The sequence below is a fragment of the Janthinobacterium violaceinigrum genome (genome assembly GCF_009208555.1).
Taxonomy (GTDB): domain Bacteria; phylum Pseudomonadota; class Gammaproteobacteria; order Burkholderiales; family Burkholderiaceae_D; genus Janthinobacterium; species Janthinobacterium violaceinigrum.
In genome coordinates, this window is record NZ_WFLI01000020.1 from 1 (window position 1) to 25797 (window position 25797).

General features: G+C 61.7%; 21 protein-coding genes. 11 read left to right on the top strand and 10 right to left on the bottom strand.

Annotated features, from left to right (window positions below; all coding sequences use genetic code 11):
• Window positions 1-935 precede the first annotated feature (935 nt).
• The 4 genes from GCN75_RS17110 to GCN75_RS17125 form a co-directional block, all read right to left on the bottom strand.
• Window positions 936-2669 (bottom strand): MAG1210 family protein, encoded by a 1734-nt coding sequence (locus GCN75_RS17110; protein WP_152283540.1) that lies wholly within the window; start codon window positions 2667-2669, stop codon window positions 936-938.
• Complete coding sequence (locus GCN75_RS17115) at window positions 2666-3403, bottom strand: LemA family protein (protein WP_152283541.1); 738 nt, start codon at window positions 3401-3403, stop codon at window positions 2666-2668. Before GCN75_RS17115 ends, GCN75_RS17110 begins: the two co-directional genes overlap by 4 nt.
• A gap of 646 nt (window positions 3404-4049) precedes the next feature.
• On the bottom strand, window positions 4050-5630 hold the full coding sequence (locus GCN75_RS17120) for an isocitrate lyase (protein WP_034784508.1): 1581 nt from the start codon (window positions 5628-5630) through the stop codon (window positions 4050-4052).
• A 337-nt stretch (window positions 5631-5967) separates the two neighbouring features.
• Window positions 5968-7272, bottom strand: coding sequence for an MFS transporter (locus GCN75_RS17125; RefSeq protein ID WP_152283542.1), 1305 nt, complete (start codon window positions 7270-7272; stop codon window positions 5968-5970).
• 151 nt (window positions 7273-7423) lie between these two features.
• On the opposite strand from GCN75_RS17125, the gene GCN75_RS17130 reads away from it, so the two are divergent.
• Complete coding sequence (locus GCN75_RS17130) at window positions 7424-8140, top strand: SDR family oxidoreductase (RefSeq protein ID WP_152283543.1); 717 nt, start codon at window positions 7424-7426, stop codon at window positions 8138-8140.
• Between the two features lie 3 nt (window positions 8141-8143).
• Here GCN75_RS17130 and GCN75_RS17135 read toward each other — a convergent pair whose 3' ends face one another.
• From GCN75_RS17135 to GCN75_RS17150, 4 genes are read right to left on the bottom strand one after another with little or no spacing between them, the layout of a single operon-like run.
• Window positions 8144-8662 (bottom strand): hypothetical protein, encoded by a 519-nt coding sequence (locus tag GCN75_RS17135; RefSeq protein WP_152283544.1) that lies wholly within the window; start codon window positions 8660-8662, stop codon window positions 8144-8146.
• Between the two features lie 40 nt (window positions 8663-8702).
• On the bottom strand, window positions 8703-9404 hold the full coding sequence (locus tag GCN75_RS17140; protein WP_152283545.1) for a DUF1566 domain-containing protein: 702 nt from the start codon (window positions 9402-9404) through the stop codon (window positions 8703-8705).
• A gap of 13 nt (window positions 9405-9417) precedes the next feature.
• Window positions 9418-9939 carry a DUF1993 domain-containing protein gene (locus GCN75_RS17145; protein WP_152283546.1) on the bottom strand — a complete coding sequence of 174 codons (522 nt, stop codon included), beginning with the start codon at window positions 9937-9939 and terminating at the stop codon, window positions 9418-9420.
• Window positions 9940-9983: 44 nt separating this feature from the next.
• Window positions 9984-10478, bottom strand: coding sequence for a hypothetical protein (locus GCN75_RS17150; protein WP_152283547.1), 495 nt, complete (start codon window positions 10476-10478; stop codon window positions 9984-9986).
• A gap of 128 nt (window positions 10479-10606) precedes the next feature.
• Between GCN75_RS17150 and GCN75_RS17155 the strand changes: the two genes are divergently transcribed.
• From GCN75_RS17155 to GCN75_RS17195, 9 genes are all read left to right on the top strand, one after another.
• A complete protein-coding gene (locus tag GCN75_RS17155) occupies window positions 10607-11035 on the top strand; it encodes a hypothetical protein (protein ID WP_152283548.1) in 429 nt (142 codons plus the stop codon).
• A 74-nt stretch (window positions 11036-11109) separates the two neighbouring features.
• Complete coding sequence (locus GCN75_RS17160) at window positions 11110-12066, top strand: bifunctional helix-turn-helix transcriptional regulator/GNAT family N-acetyltransferase (RefSeq protein WP_152283549.1); 957 nt, start codon at window positions 11110-11112, stop codon at window positions 12064-12066.
• Window positions 12067-12173: 107 nt separating this feature from the next.
• On the top strand, window positions 12174-12812 hold the full coding sequence (locus GCN75_RS17165) for a TetR/AcrR family transcriptional regulator (protein ID WP_226939040.1): 639 nt from the start codon (window positions 12174-12176) through the stop codon (window positions 12810-12812).
• A gap of 116 nt (window positions 12813-12928) precedes the next feature.
• On the top strand, window positions 12929-13723 hold the full coding sequence (locus tag GCN75_RS17170) for an alpha/beta fold hydrolase (protein WP_152283550.1): 795 nt from the start codon (window positions 12929-12931) through the stop codon (window positions 13721-13723).
• A 148-nt stretch (window positions 13724-13871) separates the two neighbouring features.
• Window positions 13872-16076, top strand: coding sequence for a TonB-dependent receptor (locus GCN75_RS17175; protein WP_193317545.1), 2205 nt, complete (start codon window positions 13872-13874; stop codon window positions 16074-16076).
• A gap of 126 nt (window positions 16077-16202) precedes the next feature.
• A complete protein-coding gene (locus GCN75_RS17180; protein ID WP_152283552.1) occupies window positions 16203-17198 on the top strand; it encodes an extracellular catalytic domain type 1 short-chain-length polyhydroxyalkanoate depolymerase in 996 nt (331 codons plus the stop codon).
• A gap of 75 nt (window positions 17199-17273) precedes the next feature.
• Window positions 17274-18137, top strand: a complete 864-nt coding sequence (locus tag GCN75_RS17185) for a hypothetical protein (protein ID WP_152283553.1) — start codon at window positions 17274-17276, stop codon at window positions 18135-18137.
• Window positions 18138-18259: 122 nt separating this feature from the next.
• Complete coding sequence (locus GCN75_RS17190) at window positions 18260-18922, top strand: hypothetical protein (protein WP_152283554.1); 663 nt, start codon at window positions 18260-18262, stop codon at window positions 18920-18922.
• Window positions 18923-18961: 39 nt separating this feature from the next.
• The gene (locus GCN75_RS17195; RefSeq protein WP_152283555.1) at window positions 18962-19402 is read left to right on the top strand and encodes a DUF695 domain-containing protein; all 441 of its coding nucleotides are present in this window, start codon (window positions 18962-18964) and stop codon (window positions 19400-19402) included.
• A 60-nt stretch (window positions 19403-19462) separates the two neighbouring features.
• Here the strand turns inward: GCN75_RS17195 and bla are convergent, their stop codons facing one another.
• A complete protein-coding gene (gene bla, locus GCN75_RS17200) occupies window positions 19463-20356 on the bottom strand; it encodes a class A beta-lactamase (protein ID WP_152283556.1) in 894 nt (297 codons plus the stop codon).
• Window positions 20349-23030, bottom strand: a complete 2682-nt coding sequence (locus GCN75_RS17205; protein WP_193317546.1) for a hybrid sensor histidine kinase/response regulator — start codon at window positions 23028-23030, stop codon at window positions 20349-20351. The genes bla and GCN75_RS17205 overlap by 8 nt, the downstream gene beginning before the upstream one ends.
• Before the next feature lie 509 nt (window positions 23031-23539).
• Between GCN75_RS17205 and GCN75_RS17210 the strand changes: the two genes are divergently transcribed.
• The gene (locus GCN75_RS17210; protein ID WP_152283558.1) at window positions 23540-25771 is read left to right on the top strand and encodes a TonB-dependent receptor; all 2232 of its coding nucleotides are present in this window, start codon (window positions 23540-23542) and stop codon (window positions 25769-25771) included.
• Window positions 25772-25797: the final 26 nt, after the last annotated feature.

The window sequence follows — 25797 nt, forward strand, 5'->3', positions numbered from 1 at the left end:
GACATCAGCCACTACCTGATGCACCGGTATAACTGGATACGGCCACATCAGTTCAATGAGGGATTGGCTCCGGCCGTCACCGAAGAAAAACTTAACGTAGTGTCCGGGATGGGTTGACCACTACACTTTGCTATTTAGTAAAAAAATCAAGCCATGTTTTGAGTATCCCAGCGAGAAAAACAAAGAATGCAAACCAGATAAGAATTGCTCCAAAGTTGTGGTGAATGTAAATGCCGGAGAGATATCCAATGCCCGCTATGCAGAAGCCAATGAAGCTAATCTTACTTCCCAACGATTTTTTCATGTATGTAAATTCTTAGAAGGTAGAAATTTGCAGTTGCAAGGAATAAATCATCCACATAAAAAATTCTTCAGATACAAAGAGGCGGTTCTACGGAGCTACCTGGCTAATTCACTTGATGCCATTCCTGGCTAGTTTCTGCCATTGGCTGCACTCAGGGAGGTGCCTTGCGAATTCCCTGCTTCACCCTGCGCGAGAGATTCGAAGGGGCGGGCCTACGGCCCCGGCCCTTTCCGAATCGACCAACTGCCGCCGCTGCGCGGCAGCCCCGCGCGTTCGTGGTTCTGATCAGCTTTGCGATTGAGCATGCTTCTACAACGCCTAGCGTATCAGTTCGTGTCCAAATGGCAGACCTGACCCTGCGTCCACGAATCGACCAACTGCCGCCGCTGCGCGGCAGCCCCGCGCGTTCGTGGTTCTGATCAGCTTTGCGACTGAGCATGCTTCTACAACGCCTAGCGCATCAGTTCGTGTCCAAATGGCAGACCTGACCCTGCGTCCGCTGCGTCCGCTTTTGCGCCGCGGCCCAATCTGGCCGCTGGGCCAGAAACTCCGCAATCGCCCTCACCATCACCGCAATCACCGAATTTACCGCGATGCTGACGATGATCTGCACGCAGTCCGCAAAGGCACCCTAACCAGCCAAAACCGCCGAAACAATCGACCGGCGAAGCACAGTCCTCTCGGCATCGATGCCACGCTGGGAAAATGCCGGCGGCAACGGGGCATCATCCGTGGCGGTGTTGCCTGGCGAAGCCGTTTCCTTTACCAGCATGTTGGCGCCATTTTCGACCTCGAAGTACTCGTCCCAATGCACTGGTACCTGATGGGAGCGGCCATCTCCGCCTCTCACCGAGACGTACTGGGTGCGCGCGACGCTGCGGAAGCCGCTGGCCGTTACATGCACTTTCTGCGCTCCGTCGGCCTCTTGTTGCATGGATGTCTTCAGGATACTTCGCGTAACGCACTCGGGATGCTTGAACATCGCCTCGCCGTGGTAATTGGCAATCGCTTCATGCTCCCAGAAACAGGGTTTGTGCGAATACGTGTCTTGATAGATGTCCGAGTGCGGGCGATGCTGTTGGTACAAGGGGATGGCAAGCAGCGGGGCGATCCCAAAGTAGAACGACTTGAAGAAATCGTTGTGATAGGCGTTGAAAAACAGGCGGGCCTGGGCGAGTTCGTAGGCAAAGAATTTCTCCGGGGCGCCGCTGATGTCGGTCGCGCGCATATGTCCCGATTCCAGCACGTTGATCATGCGGGTTTTTTCGAATACGAACGTGTCGCCAAAACCTGTCTGACTATCCTTGAGCAGCTTGAGCATTTCCTGTTGCGCCAACGGCGTGAACAATAGCCGGAACTGTACTTCATGGTTGCGGTCCGTGGCATCGAACAAGGCGTCGAATTCGCGGTTGGCCATCACCGTAAAAGTATGCCCCTCGTCGACATCGCGCGACTTTTCTTCCAGCTTCTTGATGGCGCGATTCTTCCGCCATTTGTCGAAGAAGCCGTCCTCCAGGCTGGAGAGTTTTGACGGGTGGCGGCTGAACACGAGATCCGGCGCCGCTTCGTTGCCGTAGACGATAAATGTCTGGTTCTCGTACTCGGGCATTGGACGCTCGATCGATGCGCGCAGAGTTTCGTGGCGGGTTCTGGTTTCCAGTTTGCCTTGCGAATTGCGGTACTGTTCCGTCCAGCTGATCGCCAGCGAGCCATCGTATTTCTTGCTGCCCATCGAGTGTGACAAGGTGCGTGCAAGAATGAACGGGTTGCCGTTCAGTACGCCGCTATGCGAGAACACGATCGAGTGGTCGTCACCAAGATTGCCAAACCAGCCAAAGCTCTTGCGCAGCTCTTCCATGCGGCCGTTGCTGAAATACGGGTCGAATGCGATGCGGGGCACTGTCTGCTGCATCAGCTTTGCCATGATGTCCCAGTCGTACAGGCGGTTCAGCGGCACCATCTGACCCCAGGCCACGGCACGTTTCGCGTCGCAGGCTTCCTGCAGCCGCTTTAACTGCGCGTCGGAATCGTTGATGATGCGGTTGAGCGTATGAATCGCCACGGCAAGCGCAATCGCCGGGACCACGAGCCATGGCCATGCGTAATAGGCGTAGAGATAGAGTGCCGCCAGTAGCGCGGCCACGATGCTGGCGCCGCGCAGGATACGCCACCATTTGTTGCTGGAGCCGGCGCCCGCGGCCTGCTTTTCGAGCACGCGTAGTTCCTGCACCGTCGCGATGTTGGCGTTTTCGTCCACGCCGGACTGGCGCACGAGGTCTTCGAAAAAGTCCGACGTATTGCTGGCGTGAGCATTTTTGAAATGGAGAGCATACTGCTCCAATGGTTCATGGACGTCGTTGATCAAAAGAAGACGCTCCGGGCGGCGGCCTTGGTTTCGGCGGAGGCAGTGAAAGGAATGCGCGTGGTATAACCTTGCCGCGCCGCTACGATCTGCTTGGTCGGCCAGGCAAAGACGTCCTGGTTCCACATGCCGACGGTATCGTTATACAGCGTGCGCGCGGCGGTCACTTCCTTTTGCAGATAACTGTTCTGGCGCATGGCATCGGCGATGACGGCTTGTGCCTTCAGATCCGGGTAGGCTTCGCACGCCATGCTGATGCGGGAAAAAATCCCGTCGATTTTCTGCGATGCCTGATTGCGTTCGGCATCGGCGTTCTGTCCGCTCCGGTAAGCCGCTACCGACTTCATCACGTCCTTGTCGAGGTCGATTGCTTTTGCGACCAGGCCAACCACGTTGTTCAAGACCACGACGCGCTGTTCCAGGTAATTGTCGATCTGTGACGCATCGGCCTGGATTTTCTGCTGCAGCTTGCGCAGATACGCCAGGGCGGAGATCTTCATGAACAGGAAGACCAGGCCTGGCAGTGCCCCCAGCACCAGGAGTGCCAAGCCGTACGTTTGCGGCAACGCGCCGGTCAGCAGCGCCAAGCCGCCGATCAGCGGAAGGACCGCCCACAGGGCGATTTCAAATATGAGCGACCCGGTACCGACTTGGACGGGAATCTGCTTGCTGATGACGTTGATGTCGCGCCCCTGTTCATTTATCGGGCCAGTTACTTCGTCCAAATCATTTGCCATGCTTGAAAATCCTTTGTAGTGAGTGTTTCTGATTGAGCGTTTCTCGCTCGGTTGCAAAATATGTCGCTTCAGCTTTTGAAGTGCGGGAGCGGAATGTGGGTGTATCGTGTAAGTTTCCCAAAATTAATTTTTTTGCCATCATATCTTGAAGGATGAGACCCAATCAAGGGCGGCCAAGCCGATATTGCATGTGAAGTTTCGGGAAAAATCCTGGATACTTTCCGGTGCGGCCAATGATCAGCCAGCCGCTTGCAAAAAAACGGCAGCAGGGAGGCGGGGCGCTGGATAACGGACACCCGCTGCCAGCCGGCCATAGCCGCCCAATACATTCATTTTGGGCCGGTAAGCAATTCCGCCTTCCACCGAATCTTCGGCCGCGCCAGACCAGACTTTGCGGAGAAATAAATGATCAAGAATTATTTAAGGATTTGCCATTGGCAAATAGAGGAAATGCAGGAAGGGGCTGCAATGCAGCGGTGCATTAACACTGTCGAGCTGGATGAACGACAGTATTCATTCATTTTTGCGCATTGAATGACAGGAATGCCAGCACGGCCGGGCAGAACGCTATCGATAGCGATTGCCCTTCGGTTAACGAGAAAGCCCGCCGAAGCGGGCTTTCTTACTCTACAGCCAAATCAACAACTCAGAACTGGTTCATCGTGTTGTCTTTACCCGCTGCCTTCAGCGCCGCTTCGCCGCTGAAGTAATCCTTGTGGTCGTCGCCGATGTCCGAACCGGACATGTTTTGATGTTTCACGCAGGCGATGCCCTGGCGGATTTCCTTGCGTTGCACGCCGGCCACGTAGCCCAGCATGCCCTGGTCGCCGAAGTATTCCTTGGCCAGGTTGTCCGTCGACAAGGCTGCCGTGTGGTAGGTCGGCAGGGTGATCAGGTGGTGGAAGATGCCGGCTTCACGGGCCGAGTCGGCCTGGAAGGTGCGGATCTTCTCGTCGGCGGCGATCGCCAGTTCCGTCTGGTCGTATTCCACGCTCATCAGCTGGGCGCGGTCGTAGGCGGACACGTCCTTGCCTGCCGCTTTCATGCCGTCGAAGATTTGCTGGCGGAAGTTCAGGGTCCAGTTGAACGACGGGCTGTTGTTGTACACCAGCTTGGCGTTCGGGATGACCTTGCGGATTTCGCTGACCATGCCGCCGATTTGCGCGATATGCGGTTTTTCCGTTTCGATCCACAGCAGGTCGGCGCCGTTTTGCAAGGAAGTGATGCAGTCGAGCACGCAACGCTCTTCGCCGGAACCGGCGCGGAACTGGAACAGGTTGCTCGGCAGACGTTTCGGACGCAGCAGCTTGCCTTCGCGCTTGATGATGACGTCGCCATTGCCCAGCGCATCGGCCGACACTTCTTCGCAGTCGAGGAAGGAATTGTATTGGTCGCCCAGGTCGCCTGGTTCATTGGTGACGGCGATCTGCTTGGTCAGGCCGGCACCCAGCGAATCCGTGCGGGCGACGATGATGCCGTCGTCCACGCCCAGTTCCAGGAAGGCGTAGCGGATGGCGCGGATCTTGGCCAGGAAGTCTTCGTGCGGCACCGTCACTTTACCGTCCTGGTGGCCGCATTGTTTCTCGTCGGATACCTGGTTTTCGATCTGGATGCAGCAGGCGCCCGCTTCGATGAATTGTTTCGCCAGCAAATAGGTCGCTTCGGCATTGCCGAAACCGGCGTCGATGTCGGCGATGATGGGCACGACGTGGGTGACGTGGCCGTCGATCTTCGCCTGGATCGCTTGCTTGGCATCGCCCTGGGCCGCGTCCAGCTGGCGGAACAGGCCGCCCAGTTCGCGGGCATCGGCCTGGCGCAGGAAGGTGTACAGCTCCTTGATCAAGGCCGAGACGGCGGTTTTTTCATGCATCGACTGGTCTGGCAGCGGGCCGAACTCGGAGCGCAGGGCGGCAACCATCCAGCCGGACAGGTAGAGGTAGCGGCGGTCGGTGCTGTTGAAGTGCTTCTTGATCGAGATCATCTTCTGTTGACCGATGAAACCGTGCCAGCAACCGAGCGACTGCGTGTACTTGGATGGGTCCGCATCGTAGGCAGCCATGTCGTTGCGCATGATCTTCGCCGTGTACTTGGCGATGTCCAGGCCCGTCTTGAACTTGTTCTGGGCGCGCATGCGGGCGGCGGACTCGGGATTGATGGCGTTCCAGGCGCTACCTTGTTGGTCTTTCAAACCGGCAACAGCCTTGATGTCGTCTTGATATTGGGACATGTGAATCTCCTAAAAAGAAAAGCTATGTTTGAGAAAATCGCCGAGTGCGCCACAACGTCTTGTCGAAGCAAACTGCATGACTAAATAGTAGGCCGATTCGCGTCGATCTTCAAGTCTTATATAAGACATATAACTTAAATTTAATCGTTCTTTTTCAACGACTTAATTATAATTTTTCAGGATGTGAAATGAATTTTCAAAAAGTGAGAGCATTAATGGATGAGTCCGCCGTTTGAAATTCCGCGATGTGAAACGCCTTTTCAGATTTTGGTGCAGCGCGACAAAATGGAGCGAAAAAAAAGCCGCCCGAAGGCGGCCTGGGCTGCGACTAGCCGATTTATCGGCCCACCGTCTGCCGCTGGTCCTTGATGAACAGCGCCGTCAGCATGCCCACCACGCACACGCCGATCACGTAATAGGCGGGGCCCAGCACGTTGTTCTTCAACATCAGGGTCACGACCACGGGCGTCAGGCCGCCGAAAATCGCGTACGACAAGTTGTAGGAAAACGACAGTCCCGAGAAGCGCACTTGGGCCGGGAACGCCTGCACCAGCACGTAGGGCACGGCGCCGACGACGCCGACAAATAAACCCGTCATCGCATACAGGGGCAGCAGCAGGTCGGGGCGGGTGCCGACGGTGGTGTAGAAGAGATAGGTACTGATGGCCAGCAGCACGGAGCCGACGAAGATCACGCGCTTGCCGCCCAGGCGGTCGGCCAGCATGCCGGCGATGATGCAGCCGAAGGCCAGGCACAGGGTGGCCACGGTATTGGCCACCAGGGTGGTGCGCGGCGCGATGTGGTGGATCTTTTGCAGCAGGGCCGGTGTCATCAGGATGACGACGACGATGCCGGCCGACAGCATCCACGTCAGCAGCATTGATACGACGACGGCGCCGCGGTGGCTGCGCAGTACGGATTTCAGGGGCATTTCCGTGGCCAGCGCCTTGCGCTGCTGCATTTCCGCAAAGACGGGGGTTTCATGCAGCCAGCGGCGCAGATACATGGCGCCAAAGCCGAAGATACCGCCCAACAAGAATGGATAGCGCCAGGCGCCATCGGTGATTTCTGCCGGTGTGTAGACGGTGTTCAAGCCCGTCGCCACGAGCGAGCCCAGCAGGATGCCGACCGTCAGGCCCGCCGTCAGCACGCCGCAGGCAAAGCCCGTGAAACGGCTCGGTACGTGTTCGGACACGAACACCCAGGCGCCCGGTACTTCTCCGCCTACGGCCGCGCCCTGGAAGATGCGCATCAGCAGCAACAGCAGCGGGGCGGCCAGGCCGATGGTGGCATACGTGGGCAGCAGGCCGATCAGCAGGGTCGGCACGGCCATCATGAGGATGGACAGGGTGAACATGCGCTTGCGGCCCAGCAAGTCGCCGAAGTGGGCCATGACGATGCCGCCCAGCGGACGCACGACGTAACCGGCTGCGAAGATGCCGAAGGTTTGCAGCAAACGCAGCCATTCCGGCATTTCCGGCGGGAAGAACAACTGGCCGATGGCGTTGGCAAAGAAGACGAAGATGATGAAATCGTAGAACTCCAGCGCGCCGCCCAGGGCGGCCAAGGACAGGGTCTTGTAGTCTTGCTGGGTGAGGGGGCGGGTTGCGGCGTTGCTTGCGGCGGTGTCGGAAGTAGGCATGTGTCTCGTTCTTGTGTGTTATCGGAGATTGCCAGACCTAGCATACGCATTTCCGCCGTGTGAGTAAACGCGGGGGAATGGGGAGTAGCCTCAGCTGTGCTTAATACAACGCCGCTATCATCGGCGTTGACTTCATTGCAAAGGACACAGTATGAACATCATGATCGTGGGCGCCAGCCGGGGCCTGGGGCGCGCGCTGGTGGACGGTTTGCTCGCGGACGGGCATGCCGTCATCGGCGTGTCGCGCCAGCAGCCTGCCGACTTGCCCGCTGGCCAGGGCGCGCAGCTGCAATGGATCGCGGCCGACCTGGCAGCGCCCGCCGAGGCAGTCGAACGCATCGCGCGTGCAGCGCCCGCCACGCTGGACGCCGTGATCTACAACCTGGGCGTGTGGGAAGAAAAGGCGTTCAGCGACGACTACGCTTTCCTCGAAGATGGGGACGACGCCATCGTCGACATGGTCAACACGAATATCACGGCGACGATCCTGCTGCTCAAGCGCCTGGTGCCCCGCTTGCTGGCCAGCAGCAAGCCGCAGCTGATATTGACGGGTTCCACGTCCGGCCTGCGCCAGAGCGGCCGCCCGGAAGTGACGTTCAGCGCGTCGAAATTCGCCTTGAACGGCATTGCTGACGCCTTGCGCGAAGGTTTCCGCGAACAGGGGCTGGCCGTGACGGCGCTGCAGCTCGGTTACCTGAATACCTACGATGGCTTGTCCGTGCCGCTGGCGGCCGCCGCTGCGCGGGGCGAAGGCGAGCTGATTCCCGTGCATGATGTTGTCGCCGTCGTGCGCATGCTGCTGAGCCTGTCGAATGCTTCGTTCGTGCGCGAACTGGTGATGCCGGCGCTGCGCGACGAGCGTTTCTGACTCTTACGCGTCCTTGCCGTAGACCTCGGACCAGCCCAGCCGCTCTTCCAGCCACTCATCCGCTTCGGATGAGTCCATCTGCAGCAGCAGGGCGCCCAGGCGCAAGTTGCCCTTGGCCAGGGCAAGCACTGCGAATATGGATTCCAGCATGACGGGGTCCAGCTGGCCCTGCAGGTCGCGCGCGGCGATGGCGGGCAGCTGCGCCCATGCCGCCTGGTAGCTGTCGGCCAGCCAGTCCGGCAGCGGCGGATTGTGGGGGCGGTGGCGCTCCAGCTCGATCAAGGCGATGAGCGCATAGAAATCTTCCTCGCGCGATTGCGCGCCGCCCAGCAGGTGGACGAGCTGGGGCACGGCCGCATACGAGGCGACACCCACGTCGCCCTGGTGGTGCAGCTCTTCCCACAGCTCATGCCAGACGTCTTCGCCCGCCTGCATGGCCTTGAGCGCCTCGGCCACGTCGTAGGGCACGCGGTAGCCGCCTTCCAGGGTGGACCAGAGGGGATCGTCGAGTGATAACAGCATGGTTTTCCTTGATGGGACAGCTCGGCTGAGCAAACGCGCACTATACAAGCACCCGGCGCACGCAGCACGTATAGCCGTCGAACTCGCGCAAAGTCTGATAGGCAACGCCCGTGTCAAAGTCCTTGCACCAGGCTTCGTCTTTGATGTCGCCCGGCTCGCTCGACCAGTACCAGTTTGGCCGGAATGCCTCTTTCAATGTCGCATACAGCAAGGTCTGCTCGCGCCGGTTGGGCAGGCTGTGCCCCAGGCTGGCGGCCCAGCTTGAAGCGGCTTGCCATGACTGGTACCCCGGCTCGCACTCGTCCGGCTGCAGCAGCAGATGGTAGTCGGGCGCGCCATCCTTGCCGAGAATCAGGCCGGCATAGCGCTCGCCCTGCCGCAAGGGGACGGGCGCGGCGGCCGATGGCGCCAATTCGACCCGACGTACGGCGCAGGCGCGGCCGCTGTAGGTCTTGCGAAAGTTGTATTGGGTGCCGTTATCGAAATCGTGGCTCCAGGCCAGGCGGGGCAGGATGGCGTCCGCTTCCGACGACCAGTACCAGGCGTCCGGGAAGGCGTCGCGCAGGTTGGCGTGCAGCAAGGCCAGTTCGCTGCGCGTGGGCAGGCAGGCGCCGCGCGCCGCGGCCCAGGCCAGCGCCGCTTGCCAGGGCAGGGCGTCGGCTTCGCCGGGCAGCAAGAACAAGTGGTAGCCGGCAGCGCCATCCCGGCCTGGCATGACGCCCGCGTAGCGTTCGCCGTCCATGGCATCGTGGTGCCTATGGCTGGCGTGCATAGGCAAACATATGTTGTACATACTCGGCCTTGCCCAGCGGCACGCCGTTGTGGCGCAGGATGTTGTACGCCGTCACCAGGTGGAAATAGAACTGGGGCGTGGCCCAATTCACCGCGTATTCCTGGCCCGTCATGTCGAAGGTCAGGCCGCCGGCCAGGGCGATCGACATCGGCTGCTGTGCGCCAGCATCGATCGCTGCGCGGTCCGCCGAAGCGAGCATCGCCAGGGTGTCTTCGATCAGCACCCTGGCTTGCGGCATGTTCGCGGGCGTGACCAGTGCGGGCAATGGCTGCTGCGTCAGGCGGCACACGGCTTCCTGTGCCTGGGCGCACGTGAATTCCACTTGGCGCGCCAGGGTGTGCATGTCGGGCGCCAGCCGCGCATCGAGCAGGTGTTGCGCATCGAAGCCCAGTGTCTGGGCGTGCTCCTCGCCCTTGCGTAACAGCGTCGTCAACGTGCGCAGCATCTGGGCAAAGCAGGGGATGGTGATGGTGTAGACCGACATGGACTTCCTCATGTAATTATTCAGACAGGCGGGGCGGCGCGGCCTTATGGATGTCCCAGCACGCCAGGGCAATGCTCGAACCAGCCGTCGTCTTCCTGCTGTGCGATAAATGCCGTGATCTGCGCCTGGTCCGCTGGCGGCGCCGTGGCCAGCAAGGCGTTGAAGCAGCTGATGGTGGAGGCGTTGGGCGTGCCCGCGCCGTTGGCTATGCCGACGAGAAAGTCTCCCGCCCAGTCGGGCAAGCTGGCGATCAGCCGCGGCAGTTCGTGCAGCAGGGCAGTGCAATACGCCGTTTCGCCAAAGCGCCAGGCGGCGCGGTTGGCCGTCTGGTAGGCGCCGTAATCATGTTCGGCCTGCACGGACTGGAAAATGGCCAGCGCGTATTGCCCACCTTCCTTGCCCGTCAGCGCATCGAGCATGGCGCAGTAGCGCTGGAAGCGCCGATGGGCTTCATCGGGCGGCGTGGAGGTATCGCCGTCCTGGACGATGTTGCCCACAATTAAAAGTTCGGTTTTCCAGCGTTCAAAGGCGGTTGGCATACAGGGATCAAGGTCGAGAGCGATGCCAGCATTATGCCCGGGCCAGCCGTGTTTCGGCGTGCCGCTTGAACATGCTACAGTCCGCCTTTGCCGCCAGCCTGGAGCGGCGTTGCCTGGATCAATGACCGATGCCCACCTGGACTTCCCCGCCGCAACTCGTCGCCCTTGCCGCCTTCTATGCGCAGGCGCAAGCCCAGCCGGATGCCTTCAGCGACGCGGCCTTTGTCGACGCCGTCAAAGCTGCCCACTGGCCCACCAACTGCTGGAGTTACGTGGAAGCGTCGTTCGCCATCATCGCACCCGCCTGCCTGCTGCGTCCGCATCTGACTGCCGAGCTGATCGCCTTGCCCATCGACGCCATGATCGCGGCCGGCCTGGACGATGCGGGGCAAGTCATCGCCATCGGCCTGGCGTGCGCCACGCGCGACGATCCCTATGTGGCGCCGGGCGAGGAGGGCAAGCGCTGGCTGACGCAGGTGTGGCCGGGATTGGAAGAGCTGGTCGCGGCCGTGTTTCGAGGCAGGCTGCAGGAGGCGCTGGCGGAAGATGAGGAATAGTTCAGCCAGCCCTTGACCTGGAAAGCTCGTTTACGTTAGGGTATACGTAACTACTTACATATCTCCTGCCCAACATGTCCTCCTCCCTGCAAACCTACGGCTCCCTGATGCTGGCCAGCCGCCTGCGCCGTCTTTCCGATCAACTGTATGCCGGTGTCGATACCAGCTATGTGGCGGCCGGTGTCGAGCTGACGTCGCGCTGTTTCCCCCTGTTATTGCTGCTGCGGGACAACGGCCCCACATCCATCACGGCCCTGGCCGCGCAAATCGGGCAGACGCACCCGGTGGTGGTGCAGCTGGGACGCAAGCTGCTGGATGCCGGCGTGGTGGCGGAGCTGCCGGACGCCAAGGATGAGCGGCGCCGCCTGCTGGCGCTGTCCGAGTCCGGGCAGGCGCTGCTGCGCAACATGGCGCCCCTGTGGGACGATGTACGCGCGGCCGTCGATACGGTGTTCGACCATGGCACGCCGCAATTGATGGCCAGCCTGGACCGGGCGGAAGCGCGCCTGCAGACACAAGGCTTCGGCGAGACCATCGCCGCTTGCCGGCGCCAGCGCGAGCGGGCCGCCGTGGAAATCATCGATTACGCCGCGCCCTATGCGGCCGACTTCAAGCGGCTGAATATCGCCTGGCTGGAGCGGTATTTCTATGTCGAGGCGCTCGATGACAAAGTGCTGTCCGATCCGCAACGCTCGATTCTCGACGATGGCGGGCAGATCTTCCTCGCGCGTTTGGACGGCAAGATCGTCGGCACCTGCGCCCTGATCCGCGCTGGCGACGCCAGCATCGAGCTGTCGAAGATGGCCGTCACGCCCGAATGCCAGGGCCTGGGCATCGCGCGCCGGCTGATCGAGCGGGCTTTCGACGCCTTCGAGGCCAGCGGTGCGCCACTGCTGTTCCTGGAATCGAACAGCAAGCTGCATCCCGCCATCCGCCTGTACGAAAGCAGCGGCTTTACGCACGTGGCGCGGCCGGCCGGCGACGTCCATTACCAGCGCGCCGACGTCTACATGGAGTGGCAGGGCCGCTAGCGCACGCCAGGGCGCCACGCGGCGCTCCCCATCGGCCGTCTCCCGCGTTACAATACGCGCACCCATAACGGAACCCAGGTTCCACTATTTCGAGACGCCGACGCCGCATGCCTTCCTTCCCGATGCCCTTCCCGCAGTTGATCGTTCCACCGGAGCCCACCCAGGCGCGCAGCAAGCTGGCCTTCGAGCGCTTGCTGCTGGTGGGCGAGCAGTTGCTGGCGGAAAACCGTTTCGATGAAATCGGCGTGGCCGACCTGGCCAAGCTGGCGGAGACATCCGTGGGCACGTTTTACCGCTTGCTGGGCGACAAGGACACCCTGAGCCGCTTGCTGCTGCAGCGCTTTTTTTCCGACATGGTGGAAAAGGTCGAGACCCTGACGGAGCTGCGCCAGTGGGAAGGGCGCAGCCTGGAAGCGTTCATCCGCGCCATGGTCGCCATGTTCGTGGCGGTCAACACGGGCCGGCGCGGCGTGCTGCGCGCCTTGATCACGCGCTGCTCGCAGGACGCGCAGTTCCGCGACAAGGTGCACCAGATCAACCATCTGATTTCGCAACGCACGGTCGCCGTGCTGGCCAGCAAGTCGTCCAGCATCCGCCACCCGAACCCCACGCAGGCGATGATGGTGGTGCCGCCCGTGCTGCTGGGCATCCTGAACCAGCACGTTTTGTCGGGCTCGCTGTCCTTTTTGTCGGCCGCCGCGCTCGAGGATGAACTGGTACGTGTTGCTTTAAATTACCTGACTTGAGATATTTAGCGATTTAACTTGAAATCGGAATTCGGATTCCGTATTATGTTTTCCAACAGCAGGAAAACATATTCCTGCACCTGAACACAAAGCATGTTCAACAGCAAGGAGACAGAATGCGGCGTCACACGACATCCGATGTTCCATTGCATTACCTCGACCTGGGCACGGGGCAGGGCGATCCCGTGTTTTTGCTGCACGGCCTCGGTTCCTGCGCCGAAGACTGGCGCCCGCAAATCGATGCCCTCGGCAGTACCTATCGCCTGATCGTGCCCGACATGCGCGGCCATGGCGCCAGTCCCGCGCCAAACGGCGACTGGCAGATCGGCGATTTCGCCAACGACCTCTTCAATCTGATGGACCAGCTCGACGTGCCGCGTGCGCACATCGTCGGCTTTTCCCTGGGCGGCATGGTGGGCCTGGAAATGGCCAACCGCGCGCCCGGCAGGGTGGCCAGTCTGTGCCTGATCAATTCACAACCGTTCCAGGGCAGCAAGCCCGCCGCACTGCTGTTTGCCTACTGGCTGCGCCGCACCGTGATCGCCACCCTGGGCTTGAAACCCATGGGCAAGATCATCGGCAAGAAACTGTTTCCCGATCCGGCACAGCAGGCCCTGGTCGAACGCTTTGCCACGCAAATGGCGGGCATGGACAAGCGCGCCTACCTGGCCGCGCTGGACGCCATTTTCCACTGGGATATCGACATTCATTTCCAGGCCCTGGCCATGCCCGTCTTCATCATGGCGGCGGACCAGGATTACACGCCCGTCGCCAGCAAGCGGGCCTTTGCCGCACAGTTTCAGCAGTGCGAGATCGAAATCATCGCGAACTCGCGCCACGCCACGCCCCTGGACCAGGCGCAGCGTGTGAATACCTTGTTGCAGTCCTTTCTCGCCACACATTCAAAATAAACAGGCCACTCGCCGCACGGGCAGGGGGCCGGGAAACAGTCATCGCAGGGCAGGTGCTCGCTTTATGCGCGCGGGTACCGTTACGTCTTGCGATCCTGGAATCCGGCAGTCTTCCCTGGTGGTAAGCAAGCCTGACATTGGAGACGCTATGAAACTTGCTTTGAAATTGATGCCCGCCGCCCTCGCCGTTGCCGGCGCGTTTGCCACCCAGGCCCAGGCGCAGGAAGCCAACCCGGCGACTGCCGTCAGCGCCCAGGAAGCCAGCGATGCAAAGGAGCGCATGGAAACCGTGACGGTTTCCGCCCGCCGCCGTGAAGAGCGCCTGCAGGACGTGCCGCTGGCCGTCACGGCGTTTTCCGCCAAGGCCCTGGAACGGGCGAATATCCAGAACCTGGCCGACTTGCAGGAGCGCGTGCCGAACCTGACCGTGTACGCCTCGCGCGGCACGAATACCACCCTGACGGCCTTCATCCGCGGCGTGGGCCAGGCCGACCCCGTCTGGGGCGTGGACCCTGGTGTGGGCATTTATTTCGACGACGTCTACATGGCCCGTCCGCAAGGCGCGCTGCTCGACGTGTTCGACGTGCAGCGCATCGAAGTGCTGCGCGGCCCGCAAGGCACCCTGTACGGCAAGAACACCATCGGCGGCGCCATCAAGTACATTTCGCGCCCGTTGGCGAAGGAAAACGGCGCCTCGGCGGAAGTGGGCATCGGCAATTACAACCAGCGCAACTTCAAGGCTGCCTTCAATGTGGCCAGTGAAAACGGCACCTGGCGCGCGCGCCTGGCGGCCGCCAAGCTGGACCGCGACGGTTTCGGCCGCAACACGTTTAACGGCGAACAGGTCAGCGACCAGGACAGCACGGCCGCGCGCCTGTCCGTCGGCTACTTTCCGCAAGACATACCTTTGACTGTCGTGCTGAGCCTGGACGCCACCGACGACAAATCGGGCGTGCGGGGCTTCCAGCGCATGGGCGTGAGCGCTTTCGATCCGCTCAAGCGGCCACCGAGCACCAGCGCCTACGATATCCAGAGCGGCATGCCGGGCAACAACTTCACGCACAACCGGGGCGGCTCGCTGGTGGCCAACTACACCTTGTCGAACGACTGGTCCGTGAAAGTGATCGGCGCCAAGCGGCGCAGCACGTCCGAACAAACCATCGACTTCGACGGTTTGCCGCAGCCTATTGCCGACGTGTTCGGCGATTCGCGCGATGAGCAGAAAAGCCTGGAATTGCAGGCGTCCTACAGCGGCGACTACGGCGCCGGCGTAATCGGCTTGTACCGCTTCGAAGGCACGGCCGGCGGCGGCATCTACAACAACTTCCTGGGACGCCAGTTCCAGGCCGCCGTCAGCACGGTGGAGACGGACAGCACGGCGCTGTACACGGACTGGACCTGGCCCGTGGGCAAGGCGTGGAGCATCAATGCGGGCTTGCGCCACACGCGCGAGGAAAAGCGCGCCATCGTGCTCAACCGCGCTTTTGCCGACGCGGGCTTTACGCGCCCGATCCAGACGGCGGCCGATTTCGACAAGTCCTTGTCCGTCAGCAATACCTCGCCGAAGCTGTCCGTGCGCTACGAAGCGTCGAAGACGACGAATTTCTACAGCAACCTGTCGCGCGGCTTCAAGTCGGGCGGCTACAACGTGCGTGCCAACAACCTGGTCGTGCCCGATTCCGCGCGCCCGTACAAGGATGAAAAACTCGACGCGCTGGAAGTGGGCATGAAGTACGCGGCGCCGGACGACACCTTCGATGCCAACGTGGCCCTGTTCTACAACCGCTACAAGGATATCCAGTTGTCCGTCTTCACCAGCTACGTGCAACCGGGCGGCTTGCCTGGCTTCTATGGCGACTTCACGAATGCAGGCAAGGCGACAGTCAAAGGCGCGGAGTTCGAATTTTCGTGGCGGCCGAACCGCCAGTGGGAAGTCAACGGCTTCCTCGCCTTGCTCAATGCCAGCTATGACGAGTTCATGAGCGGCGGCAAGAACATTGCGGATACGCAAAAGTTCAGCAATACGCCGCGGCGCCAGGTGGGCCTGAACCTGACGCGCACGGACCGCGACGTGTTTGGCGGCGCCTTGCGCAGCATGGTCGGCTACGGCTACCGCAGCAAGGTGTATCCGACCACGGACTTGAGCGAAGTGCTGGCGCAGGGCGGCTACAGCATGTGGACGGCTGGCGTGGTCTGGGAAGCGCCGAAGAACTGGACCTTCAGCCTGCATGGCAGCAACCTGGGCAATAAACGCTACCGCACGGATGGCTACAACATTCCTGCGCTGTTCATCCTCGACGGCTTCTATGGCCCGCCGCGCCAGATCATCGCCAAGGCCGGCTACAAGTTCTAAGGTTCTCAACTATCGGGGCTGGGCCCGCCGGGTCCGGCCTCGCTGGTCGGAAGTGCCGGCTTGATATGCATCAAGCCGGTTTGTTGTCACTGTTCTCGTCGTCAATAACAATCATGGGAGACTGGCATGGCAAATCTGCATCAGCAACTGCGTCATTTATTATCAGCAATCATCGCCGCCTGCGGCTTGCTGGCCGCGCTGCCGGCGGCCGCCGGGCAGTGGGACTTCGGCCTCTATGCGAGCCTGTGGGGTTCGCGCGAATATCAGGTCTGGCTGCCGAGCAATTACAATCCGAACACGCCGCTGCCCGTCGTGCTGATGCTGCACGGCTGCGGTTCCGAGCCCAACAGCATGGCCGCCGTCAGCCGCTATAACGAACTGGCCGACAGCGAGAACTTCATCGTCGTCTACCCGCGCCAGAACGTCACGGCCAATCCCATGCGCTGCTGGAATTTCATGTTGCCGCTGAACCAGGAGCGGGGCACGGGCGAGCCGGCCGTGCTGATGGGCATCCTGAACAAGGTCAAGAATAAATATGCGGTGCAGGACAGCCGCGTGTATGTGACGGGTATCTCGGCCGGCGGCGCCATGGCGTCCATCATGGCCGCCTGCTATTCGGACGTGTTTGCCGCCGTGATGGTGCATTCGGGCGGCATGTACAAGGGCGCCACGGGCATGATCACGGCCGCCGATTCCTTGTTCAACGGCAGCTCCTTCGACCCGAAAGTGCGGGGCAAGGATGCGTGGCGCTGCTCGGGTTCGCCGCACCGGCTGATGCCGACGATGGTATTCCACGGCACGTCCGACATCGTCGTCAATCCCGTCAACGGCGAGCAAACCATCGAGCAATTCCTGCAGACCAGCGATTACGGCGACGATGGCCTCGACAATGACAGCGTGCGCTACCGTGCCGACAGCATCGTGCGCCAGACGGTGCCGTATGGCCGCAGCTATTCCATCGACACCTATCTGCACAACGGCGCCGTCATCGCGCAAAAGTACACGGTCGAGGGCATGAACCACGCGTGGAGCGGCGGTCCTCCCGGCTGGCCGTTCAGCGATGAACTGGGCCCGGACGCCACCGTGATCAGCTGGAATTTCTTCAAGAATTACCAGCGCTGATGGCGTGAGGAAATTTCCGGCTTGTACAATGGGGCGCAGCAATTGCGCCCCATTTTTATGCCTGTGAAAGATCTCATGCCTGCTCGCCGCCTGCTGTCCTTTATTGCCCTTGTATTGCTGTCTGCGTGCGCCAGCGTCGTCCCACCCGCCCCATCGGCGGCCTACGCACTGGCATTCGAGCGTGCTGCCCAGCAAGACAGCATGCGCAGCGAATGCGACTGGAGCGTGCGCTATGCGCCCGTCGCAGCAAACGACGCCAGCGTGGCGCAACTGCAGGCGATTGCCACGGCGCGCCTGGCGGCCTTGCAGCTGGTGCCGGCCTGGACCTTGTCCATGCCCGGCAGCGAGGCGCACGCCTTTACCGAGTCGGAGCAGGACCGCGCGGGGTTGCAATTGCTGCTCAGCATAGTCTTGCCGGCCATGGAACGCTATCCGGCCCGCGTCTTCGCGCAAACAGGCTTGCGCCACGTGGTGCTGGTGAAAGATTTGAGCGTGGACGGCCAGCGCCGGCTGGCCATGCCGGCGCCGGAAATCGACAGCGTCGTCTACGCCGACAACATGCTGGCCGCGATGTGTCCATCCGGCATGGAGCTGCGCGTGCACCACGAGTATTACCACTTCATCGAATACCGGCTGTTCAACGATTTCTATTACCGCGACCCCGCCTGGCTGGCGCTGAACCCGCCCGGCGCAGCCTACGGCCAGGGCGGTGCCACGGCCTATGGCAAGGGCTTCCAGAACCTGGGCCACCCGCAGCCGGGCCTCGTCAGCCTGTACGCGGCCTACGGCCCCGAGGAAGACAAGGCGGAAGTATTTGGCTGGATGATGACGCCGGAGTATGCGCGGCGGCTGGAGGAGTGGAGCCTGGCAGATGCGGCGCTGGCGGCCAAGCGGCACGTCTTGCGGCAAGTACTGGCCAGCAAGTCAACTGCCGACTAAAGATCCAATCGGTTTCGCCAGCTTCCGCACGTCCTGATCCCGCATGCTCCTGGTATTTCCTGGTAACTATATAATCTGCGCTTGGGCGATACCCGCCCTGGAACGTCGATTGAAGGAATGCCATGCCAAGATATTTCGTGCGCCCCTTGGCGCTGTGTGTAGTGTCGGCTGCGTGCCTCTCTGCCCATGCCGCCGAGGCGGTGGCGGTGGATGCGCAGCAGCGCGCGTCCTTGCTGGAATTTTATGCGCAGCAATATCCGGGCGAGCCGGCTGCGCGCACCGTGTTCGAGAGCGTGCCCGTGGTAGGCAGCCGCGGCAGCGAAGTGGTGGGCAGCGTGGAAACGTCGCCGTACCGCGGGCATGGCGCGCTGTGCCGTACGCAGCGCACCAAGTTCGTGCTGCACGGCGAGGGCAAGCAGGCGCGCTGGCAAGAGGCGGGCATGGAGTATTACGCCTGGCTCGACCGTGGCACCTGCCGCGCGGTGGCCGAACCCGTGCGCATGCTGCAGCGCGTCCCCGATGCGGAACTGGAAGGCGTGTTGCTGTACCAGAAGCCGCTGCTGGAGCGGGCGCGATTATTGATGGCAGGTAATACGGCATGTGCGCCATTGCGCGCGCTGAAGTTTGCGCTGGCAGCCGTCGACGTGGGCGCCGCTGCGCCGCGCGCCGAAGAGCGCTATGCGCTCGTGTTCAAGAGCGACCGCGACAGCTACGCCCGCGTCTGGCTGCGCAAGAGCGGCGCCCAGTATGACGCGTGGAATGTGACTTGCCCGCCGGTACTGTAAGCTGCGCCCCCTCGATTTATTTTTTTGACTGTTGCAACCATGAACCAGAATTCCACTTCCGCCCGCAGCTGGGGCACCATCGTCACGCACAGCGACGAGATGGCCATCATCTACCGCTATGTCGACGCCTTCCATGACGAATGGGACCTGTCGTCGCAGCCGGACCGCATCATCATTGCCTGGCGTTATGAGGACGAAACGGGCATGCCCGCGCCGAACGAGCGCGAGCACATGGAAGAGCTGGAAGCGGCGCTGGCGCCAGTGGTGGAAGAGGAAGGCTTTGCCACGCTGGCGCTGGTGTCGACGGGCGAGAACTTGCGCGAGTGGATTTATTACACGCAGTCGGGCGAAGAGTTTTTCAACCGCCTGAACACGGCGCTGGCGCCGCGTCCAAAGTTCCCGATTGAAATCCGCAGCGCGGCCGACCCCACGTGGTCGACCTACGCGGGTTTCATGGCCGCACTGCCTCCAACGACCTGATCAAACCTGCTGCGCGTCGTGATCTTCTGCTCGCGACGCATTTATCAGGGTTGGATCTAATCAGGCCAACGCGGCGGCCACGATGCGCGTGGCGGCCGTGATAATGTCCTGATTCGTGTCCGCCTTTTTCTGTTCGCGCGTGTAATACACGGCGATCACCAGCGGCGCGCCGCTGGCCGGGTAGGCCACACCGATATCGTTGACGCTGCCATACGCGCCCGAGCCCGTTTTATCCGCCACCTGCCAGCCGGCGGGCACGCCGGCGCGGATGCGCTTGTCGCCCGTCGTGTTGCCGCGCATCCAGGCGTCGAGCTGCTGGCGCTGCGGCGCAGGCAAGCTATTTCCCAATAACAGTTGCTGCAAGCTGTGCGCCATCGATGTGGGGCTGGCCGTGTCGCGCACTTCGCCGGGGATGGCGCTATTTAGTTCCGTTTCCCAGCGTTCCAGCTGGAACACCGTATTGCCGATGCTGCGCGCATACGCCGTCACCGCCTGCGGTCCGCCTAATATTTTCATCAAGAAATTGGCCGCGCTATTGTCGCTGTACTGCAAGGTGGCGGCGCACAGTTCGGCCACCGTCATGCCGTCGGCCAGATGCTTTTCCGTGATGGGCGAATAGGTGACCAGTTCCTTTTTCTCGTAGCGCACCTGCTGGTCCAGCAACCCCGGCTGGCTGACGCTGCGGGCCAGCACGGCGGCCGCCAGCATGGCCTTGAAGGTGCTGGCCAGGGGAAAGCGTTCGTCGGCGCGGTAGGCAACGCGCAGCTCGCTGCCATGGCGCCAGGCGGCAACGCCGAGGCGTCCGCCTGCGGCCTGTTCCAGCGCGGCCAGCTGCGTCTGGGCGGTGGCGATGCTGGTGGCGGGCGCGGCAAACAGCAGCGGTGCCGGGCACAGCAGGGCGGCGCCGCTGGCCAGCAGGAGGTGGCGGCGGACGTGGTTATGAGAGTCAGTCATGGTCGGTAGGTGTTTTTGGAGTGGAAAGGGTGGCCAGCAGTTCGCCGATGGCGAGCAGGTTGGCCGGCTTGGTCAAATGGTGGTCGAAGCCGGCCGCGCTCGATTGGCTGCGGTCGTTTTCGGCGCCCCAGCCCGTCAAGGCAACGAGCACGACTTCGGCGCCGGCCGGCAGCTGGCGCAGCGCGCGCGCCACGTCGTAGCCGTTCATGCCGGGCAGGCCGATGTCGAGGAAGATGACGTCTGGCAAGAATTGCGGCGTCACGGCCAGGGCCTGCGCGCCGTCGTGGGCCACGTGCGTGGCATGGCCCATCATGTCGAGCACGGCGGCCAGGGTATCGGCCGCATCGACATTGTCGTCGACCACCAGCACGCGGAAGTGCGAGCCGCTGGCGGTGTTGACGGCGGCCGCCGGTGCCGTCGTCGTTTTTGTTTCCTCCTTCAGCAGCGGCAGGCGTACACTGAAGGTGCTGCCCAGGCCGGCGCCGGGACTGGCCGCCGTGGCGCTGCCGCCATGCAACTCGGCCAGGCGCCGCACCAGCGACAGGCCAATGCCCAGCCCGCCTTGCGCACGGCCCATGTTCTGTCCCACCTGGGTAAACATGTCGAACACGGTGGTGATCGATTCGGCGGGGATGCCGACGCCGCTGTCCTTGACCTCGATCAATGCCTCGTTGCCATCGCGCCCCGCGCGCAAGGCGATGTGGCCGCCGGCGGGCGTGTACTTGGCTGCATTGTTGAGCAAATTGCCCAGCACTTGCGCCAGCCGCGTGGGATCGGCTTCGAGCGGAAGCGCCTGCTCGTCCAGTTGCACCTGCAACTGGTGACGGCCCGCTTCGATCAGCGGCATGCTCGTTTCCACGGCGCTGGCGATGATGGTTTTCAAGTCCGTGCGTTCGAGCTTGAGTTCGATCTGGCCCCGCGTGATGCGGGCCACGTCCAGCAAATCATTGACCAGATGCACCATCTGATTGACTTGCCGCTCCATCACGTCGCGCACGCGCGCCACGGTGGCGGGCTTGTCGGCGGCCAGGCGCATGATTTGCAAGCCGTTGCGGATGGGCGCCAGCGGATTGCGCAGTTCGTGCGCCAGGGTGGCCAGGAATTCCGTCTTGCGCCGGTCCATTTCGGACAGGTTGTCGGCCAGCTGGCGCAGCTGCTGCTCCGAGCGCTTGCGCTCGCTGATGTCGCTGAATAGCACCGTCAGCAAACGGCTGCCGGGGCCGCCCAGGCGCGCGGCAAACACTTCGAACCAGCGCTCCATGGCCACGGCTTCGTTTTCGTAGCGCACGGGTTCGCCAGTCTTGACGACCTGGTCGTACAGGTCGAACCAGTGCTGGTCGTGATCGGGCACGAAGCTGCGGATGGTCTTGCCGATGGCATTGTCCAGCCCCGATTGCTTGACGAAGGCCGGGTTGCCTTCCAGGTAGCGGAAATCGATGGGGCGGCCTTGCTCGTCGTACAGCATTTCGATGACGCAAAAGGCCTGGTCCATCAGTTCGATCAAGGTGCGGTAGCGTTCCTCGCTGCGGCGCAATGCATCTTCCACCTGTTTCTGGCGCGTGATATCGAGCAGGACACCGGGCAATTGCAGGGGCGTGCCATCGGGCGCGTATTCCGCGCGGCCCCGCGCGATGACCGAGCGATATTCGCCATCGTCATCGCCGGCACTGACGCGGTAGCTGGCCTCGAACGGCGTGTGCGCGCGCAGCGCCTCGGCGATCTGCGCGCTGACTTGCTCGCGGTCATCGGGATGGATGATCTCCAGGTAGCGCGCCAGCGGCGCCGCCGTGGCCGCATCGGCATTGACGGGAAACAGGCGCGCCATATTGCTGTCAGCCGTGACCCGGTCGGCAACGATATCCCAGTTCCAGGTGGCCACTTCGCCGGCTGCCAGGGTCAGGCGCAGGGTTTCCTCGTTTTGCTTGCTGGCCGTCAGGTCGAGCGAGATGCCGGACAGGGCGATCACGTTGCCGGCGCCGTCGCTGGCGCAGGTGCCGCGCATGTGCGTCCAGTGCAGCGAGCCGTCGGGCCAGCGCACGCGCAGGTCGATCTCGAAATCGCCGGCGCTGGCGATGGCCGCGTGCACCACCGTCTGCCAATGCTGCAGGTCGCCGTCGAGCATGGCGCCCGTCAGCTGGGCGTAATCGATGTGGCTGGCTGGCGGCAGGCCCAGATTGGCCTTGAACGCATCGGAGCCGGACATGCTGCCGCTGCCCAGGTCGATTTCCCACGTACCCATGCGGCCCCCTTGCATGGCCAGGCGCAGCCGCTGTTCCGTCTGCCGTTGCTGGGTCACGTCGCAATGCGAGCCCAGCCATTCATACACGCTGCCGTCGGGCGCGCGCACGGGCAGCATGCGCACGATGACATTGCGGTAGGCGCCGCTGACGTGGCGCAGCCGGTATTCCGTTTCGAACACGGTCGTCAGGTGCGTCGGCATGACGTAAGGCAAGTTGCGGTCGTCCGGATGCAGGGCGTTGATCCAGCCGCGGCCCAGCAGTTCGGCCTCGGTCTGGCCCGTGAAGGCGCGCCAGGACGGCTGGTCCGCATCGAACTGGCCGAAGGTTTTCGTGCTCCAGACGATGTCGCAATGGGCGCCCAGCAGCAAATGTGCCGCCTGGGCGGCGGCGATGGAGGATGGGACGGCGTGGCTGGGCTGGCTGGGTTCTGGCATGGAGGCGATCGGCGATGGTGCGGGGTGCTGCCGCCGCACTGGAATGGGGCGGCACGGCAGCTCAAGTCTGGCGATATTACAACTATTTTTACCGTCGGGGCTGTCTTGCAGGTCAGCAATTCCGCTTTCGGCTGGCCACGCGAAAAAGCTGCGTCGCGCGGCATGGCATCGGCGGAAATAGCAAGGCGAGCACGCTATTGTGGCTGAATAACCACTAGTCAGCCCTTTATGTTGATGAATGAATATTTTACATAACAATATTCTTGCAGCGCATAAGGCGCTTGAATTAAATTGGCGCCTTACTTCAAAGTCGGTGTTCATCAGACATCCCAGAGATGCGGCCAGAACCGCTGTCAGCTTGGACGACAGCCAGGGCAGAGCCAGTGACGCCGAGAGCGGAGAAACATCCGCTCGCGCTGCTGCACCGAGATGGTGCAGACGATCATCCAGCGCCGTACATAACCCGGAGACAGGTTTCGCAATTCTTTTTTAAACTTCTGGGAAACAACATGATCAAGATGTCCAAGATGCACAAGCGTTTGTGCGCCAAAAGCGCTGCTATGCTGGCACTGTCCGCTGCCTTGCCTATCGGCTCGGCTTACGCTGATGAAGTCGCTGCTGATACGGCCCCTGCCGCCAGCCAGCTGGAAACCGTGACCGTGACGGCGCAGCGCCGCAAGGAAAATATCCGCGACGTGCCCGTCTCCGTATCGTTGCTGCGCGACGAGAAGCTCGACGTGCTGGTGTCCAGCGGACAAGACATTCGCGTGCTGGCCGGCAAAGTGCCGAGCCTGAACGTGGAATCGTCGAATGGCCGCACCTTCCCCCGCTTCTACATCCGCGGCTACGGCAATACCGACTTCAACATCTTTGCATCGCAACCTGTTTCCCTGATTTACGACGATGTCGTGCAAGAAAACCCCATCCTCAAGGGCTATCCGATTTTCGACGTGGCTGGCGTGGAAGTGCTGCGCGGCCCGCAAGGCACCTTGTTTGGCCGCAATACGCCTGCCGGCGTGGTCAAGTTCGAATCCGTCAAGCCGAACCTGGACAAGGTCGAGGGCTATTACAACGTCTCCACGGCCACGCATAACACGAGCAATTTCGATGGCGCCGTCAACGTGCCGCTGAGCAAAGAATGGGCCTTGCGCTTCTCGACCCTGCGCCAGCACCGCGACGACTACGTCGACAATACGTTTACGGGCCAGAAAAACGCGCTGGACGGCTACAACGAACACGCGGAACGCGTGCAATTGCTGTACGCACCGAACACCACGTTCAACGCCCTGTTCAATGTGCACCAGCGCAATACGACGGGCAGCGCGCGCGTCTTCTACGCTAACATGATCAAGCAGGGCACGAACGATATCGTCGACGGTTTCGACCCGAACAAGTCGTTCACGAACGCGCCGAATTTCCAGCGCCTGCGCACCAACGGCGCCAGCGCCCGCCTGAGCTGGGACCTGGACGGCGTCAAGCTGTACTCGATCACCGGCTTTGAACAAGTCGGCAATTACGTGTCGCATGGCGACATCGACGGCGGCACGCCGACGGGCCCCGGCTTCATTCCTTTCCAGGTTGAAACGGCTGGCGGCATCACCAGCGTGAAACAATACTCGCAAGAATTCCGCGCCGAATCGAAAAATGCCGGTCCGCTCAACTGGCAGGCAGGCGTGTACTACTTTAACGAAGATGCCAACGGTTTCACCGACAACTTCGATACCAACACGCACGTGCTGACCACGCACCTGGCCAGCCGCCAGAAGAACTCGGCCTGGGCAACGTTTGGTTCCGTCAACTACGCCGTCAACGACGACTTCATGCTGCGCGCCGGTTTGCGCTACACCAAGGACAAGAAGGATTTCAACACGGTAGAGGCAATCAACATCGCGCAAGTCAACCCGACCAGCGCCGATGTCAGCAAAGCCAAGGTCAACTGGGACCTGAGCGGTACCTACAAGTACAACAAGGACGTGAACTTCTACGCCCGTATCGCCACCGGTTTCCGCGCGCCGAGTATCGCGCCGGCCAGCAAGGACGTGCCAGTGACCGTGGCCGACGCGGAAACGATCACCTCGTATGAAGCGGGCATCAAGGCCGACCTGTTCAACCGCCGCGCCCGCGTAGCGTTCAGCGTGTATGACTACCAGGTGAAAAACCAGCAACTGACGGTGGTGGGCGGTACGTCGAACGTGACGCGCCTGATCAATGCTGCCAAGACGAATGGCCGCGGCGCGGAACTGGAACTGGAAGGTTTTGTCACGCCGAGCCTGAAGATGTCGCTGGGCGGCAGCTACAACTTCACGGAAATCAAGGACCCGAGCCTGTCGATCGCCACCTGCGCACAATCGCGTTGCACCGTGACCGATCCGCTCACCACCGGCAACCGCGCCATCATCGACGGCAATCCATTGCCGCAAGCGCCGAAGTGGACGATCACCGCCACGGGCCGCTATTCGATTCCGATGGAAAACGGCGAATTCTTCGTCTTCACGGACTGGGCTTACCGCAGCAAGATCAACTTCTTCCTGTATGAGGCAACCGAGTTCACCGGCAAGCCGATGGTCGAAGGCGGCTTGCGCGTGGGCTACACCTGGGATGCCGGCAAGTATGAAGTGGCCGCTTTTGGCCGCAACATCACCGACATTCAGCGCATCACGGGCGCCATCGACTTCAACAACCGCACGGGCTTCATCAATGAGCCGCGTCAATTTGGCGTGCAATTCAAAGGCAACTTCTAATTGCCGGACTTCAGGCGCCGGCCATG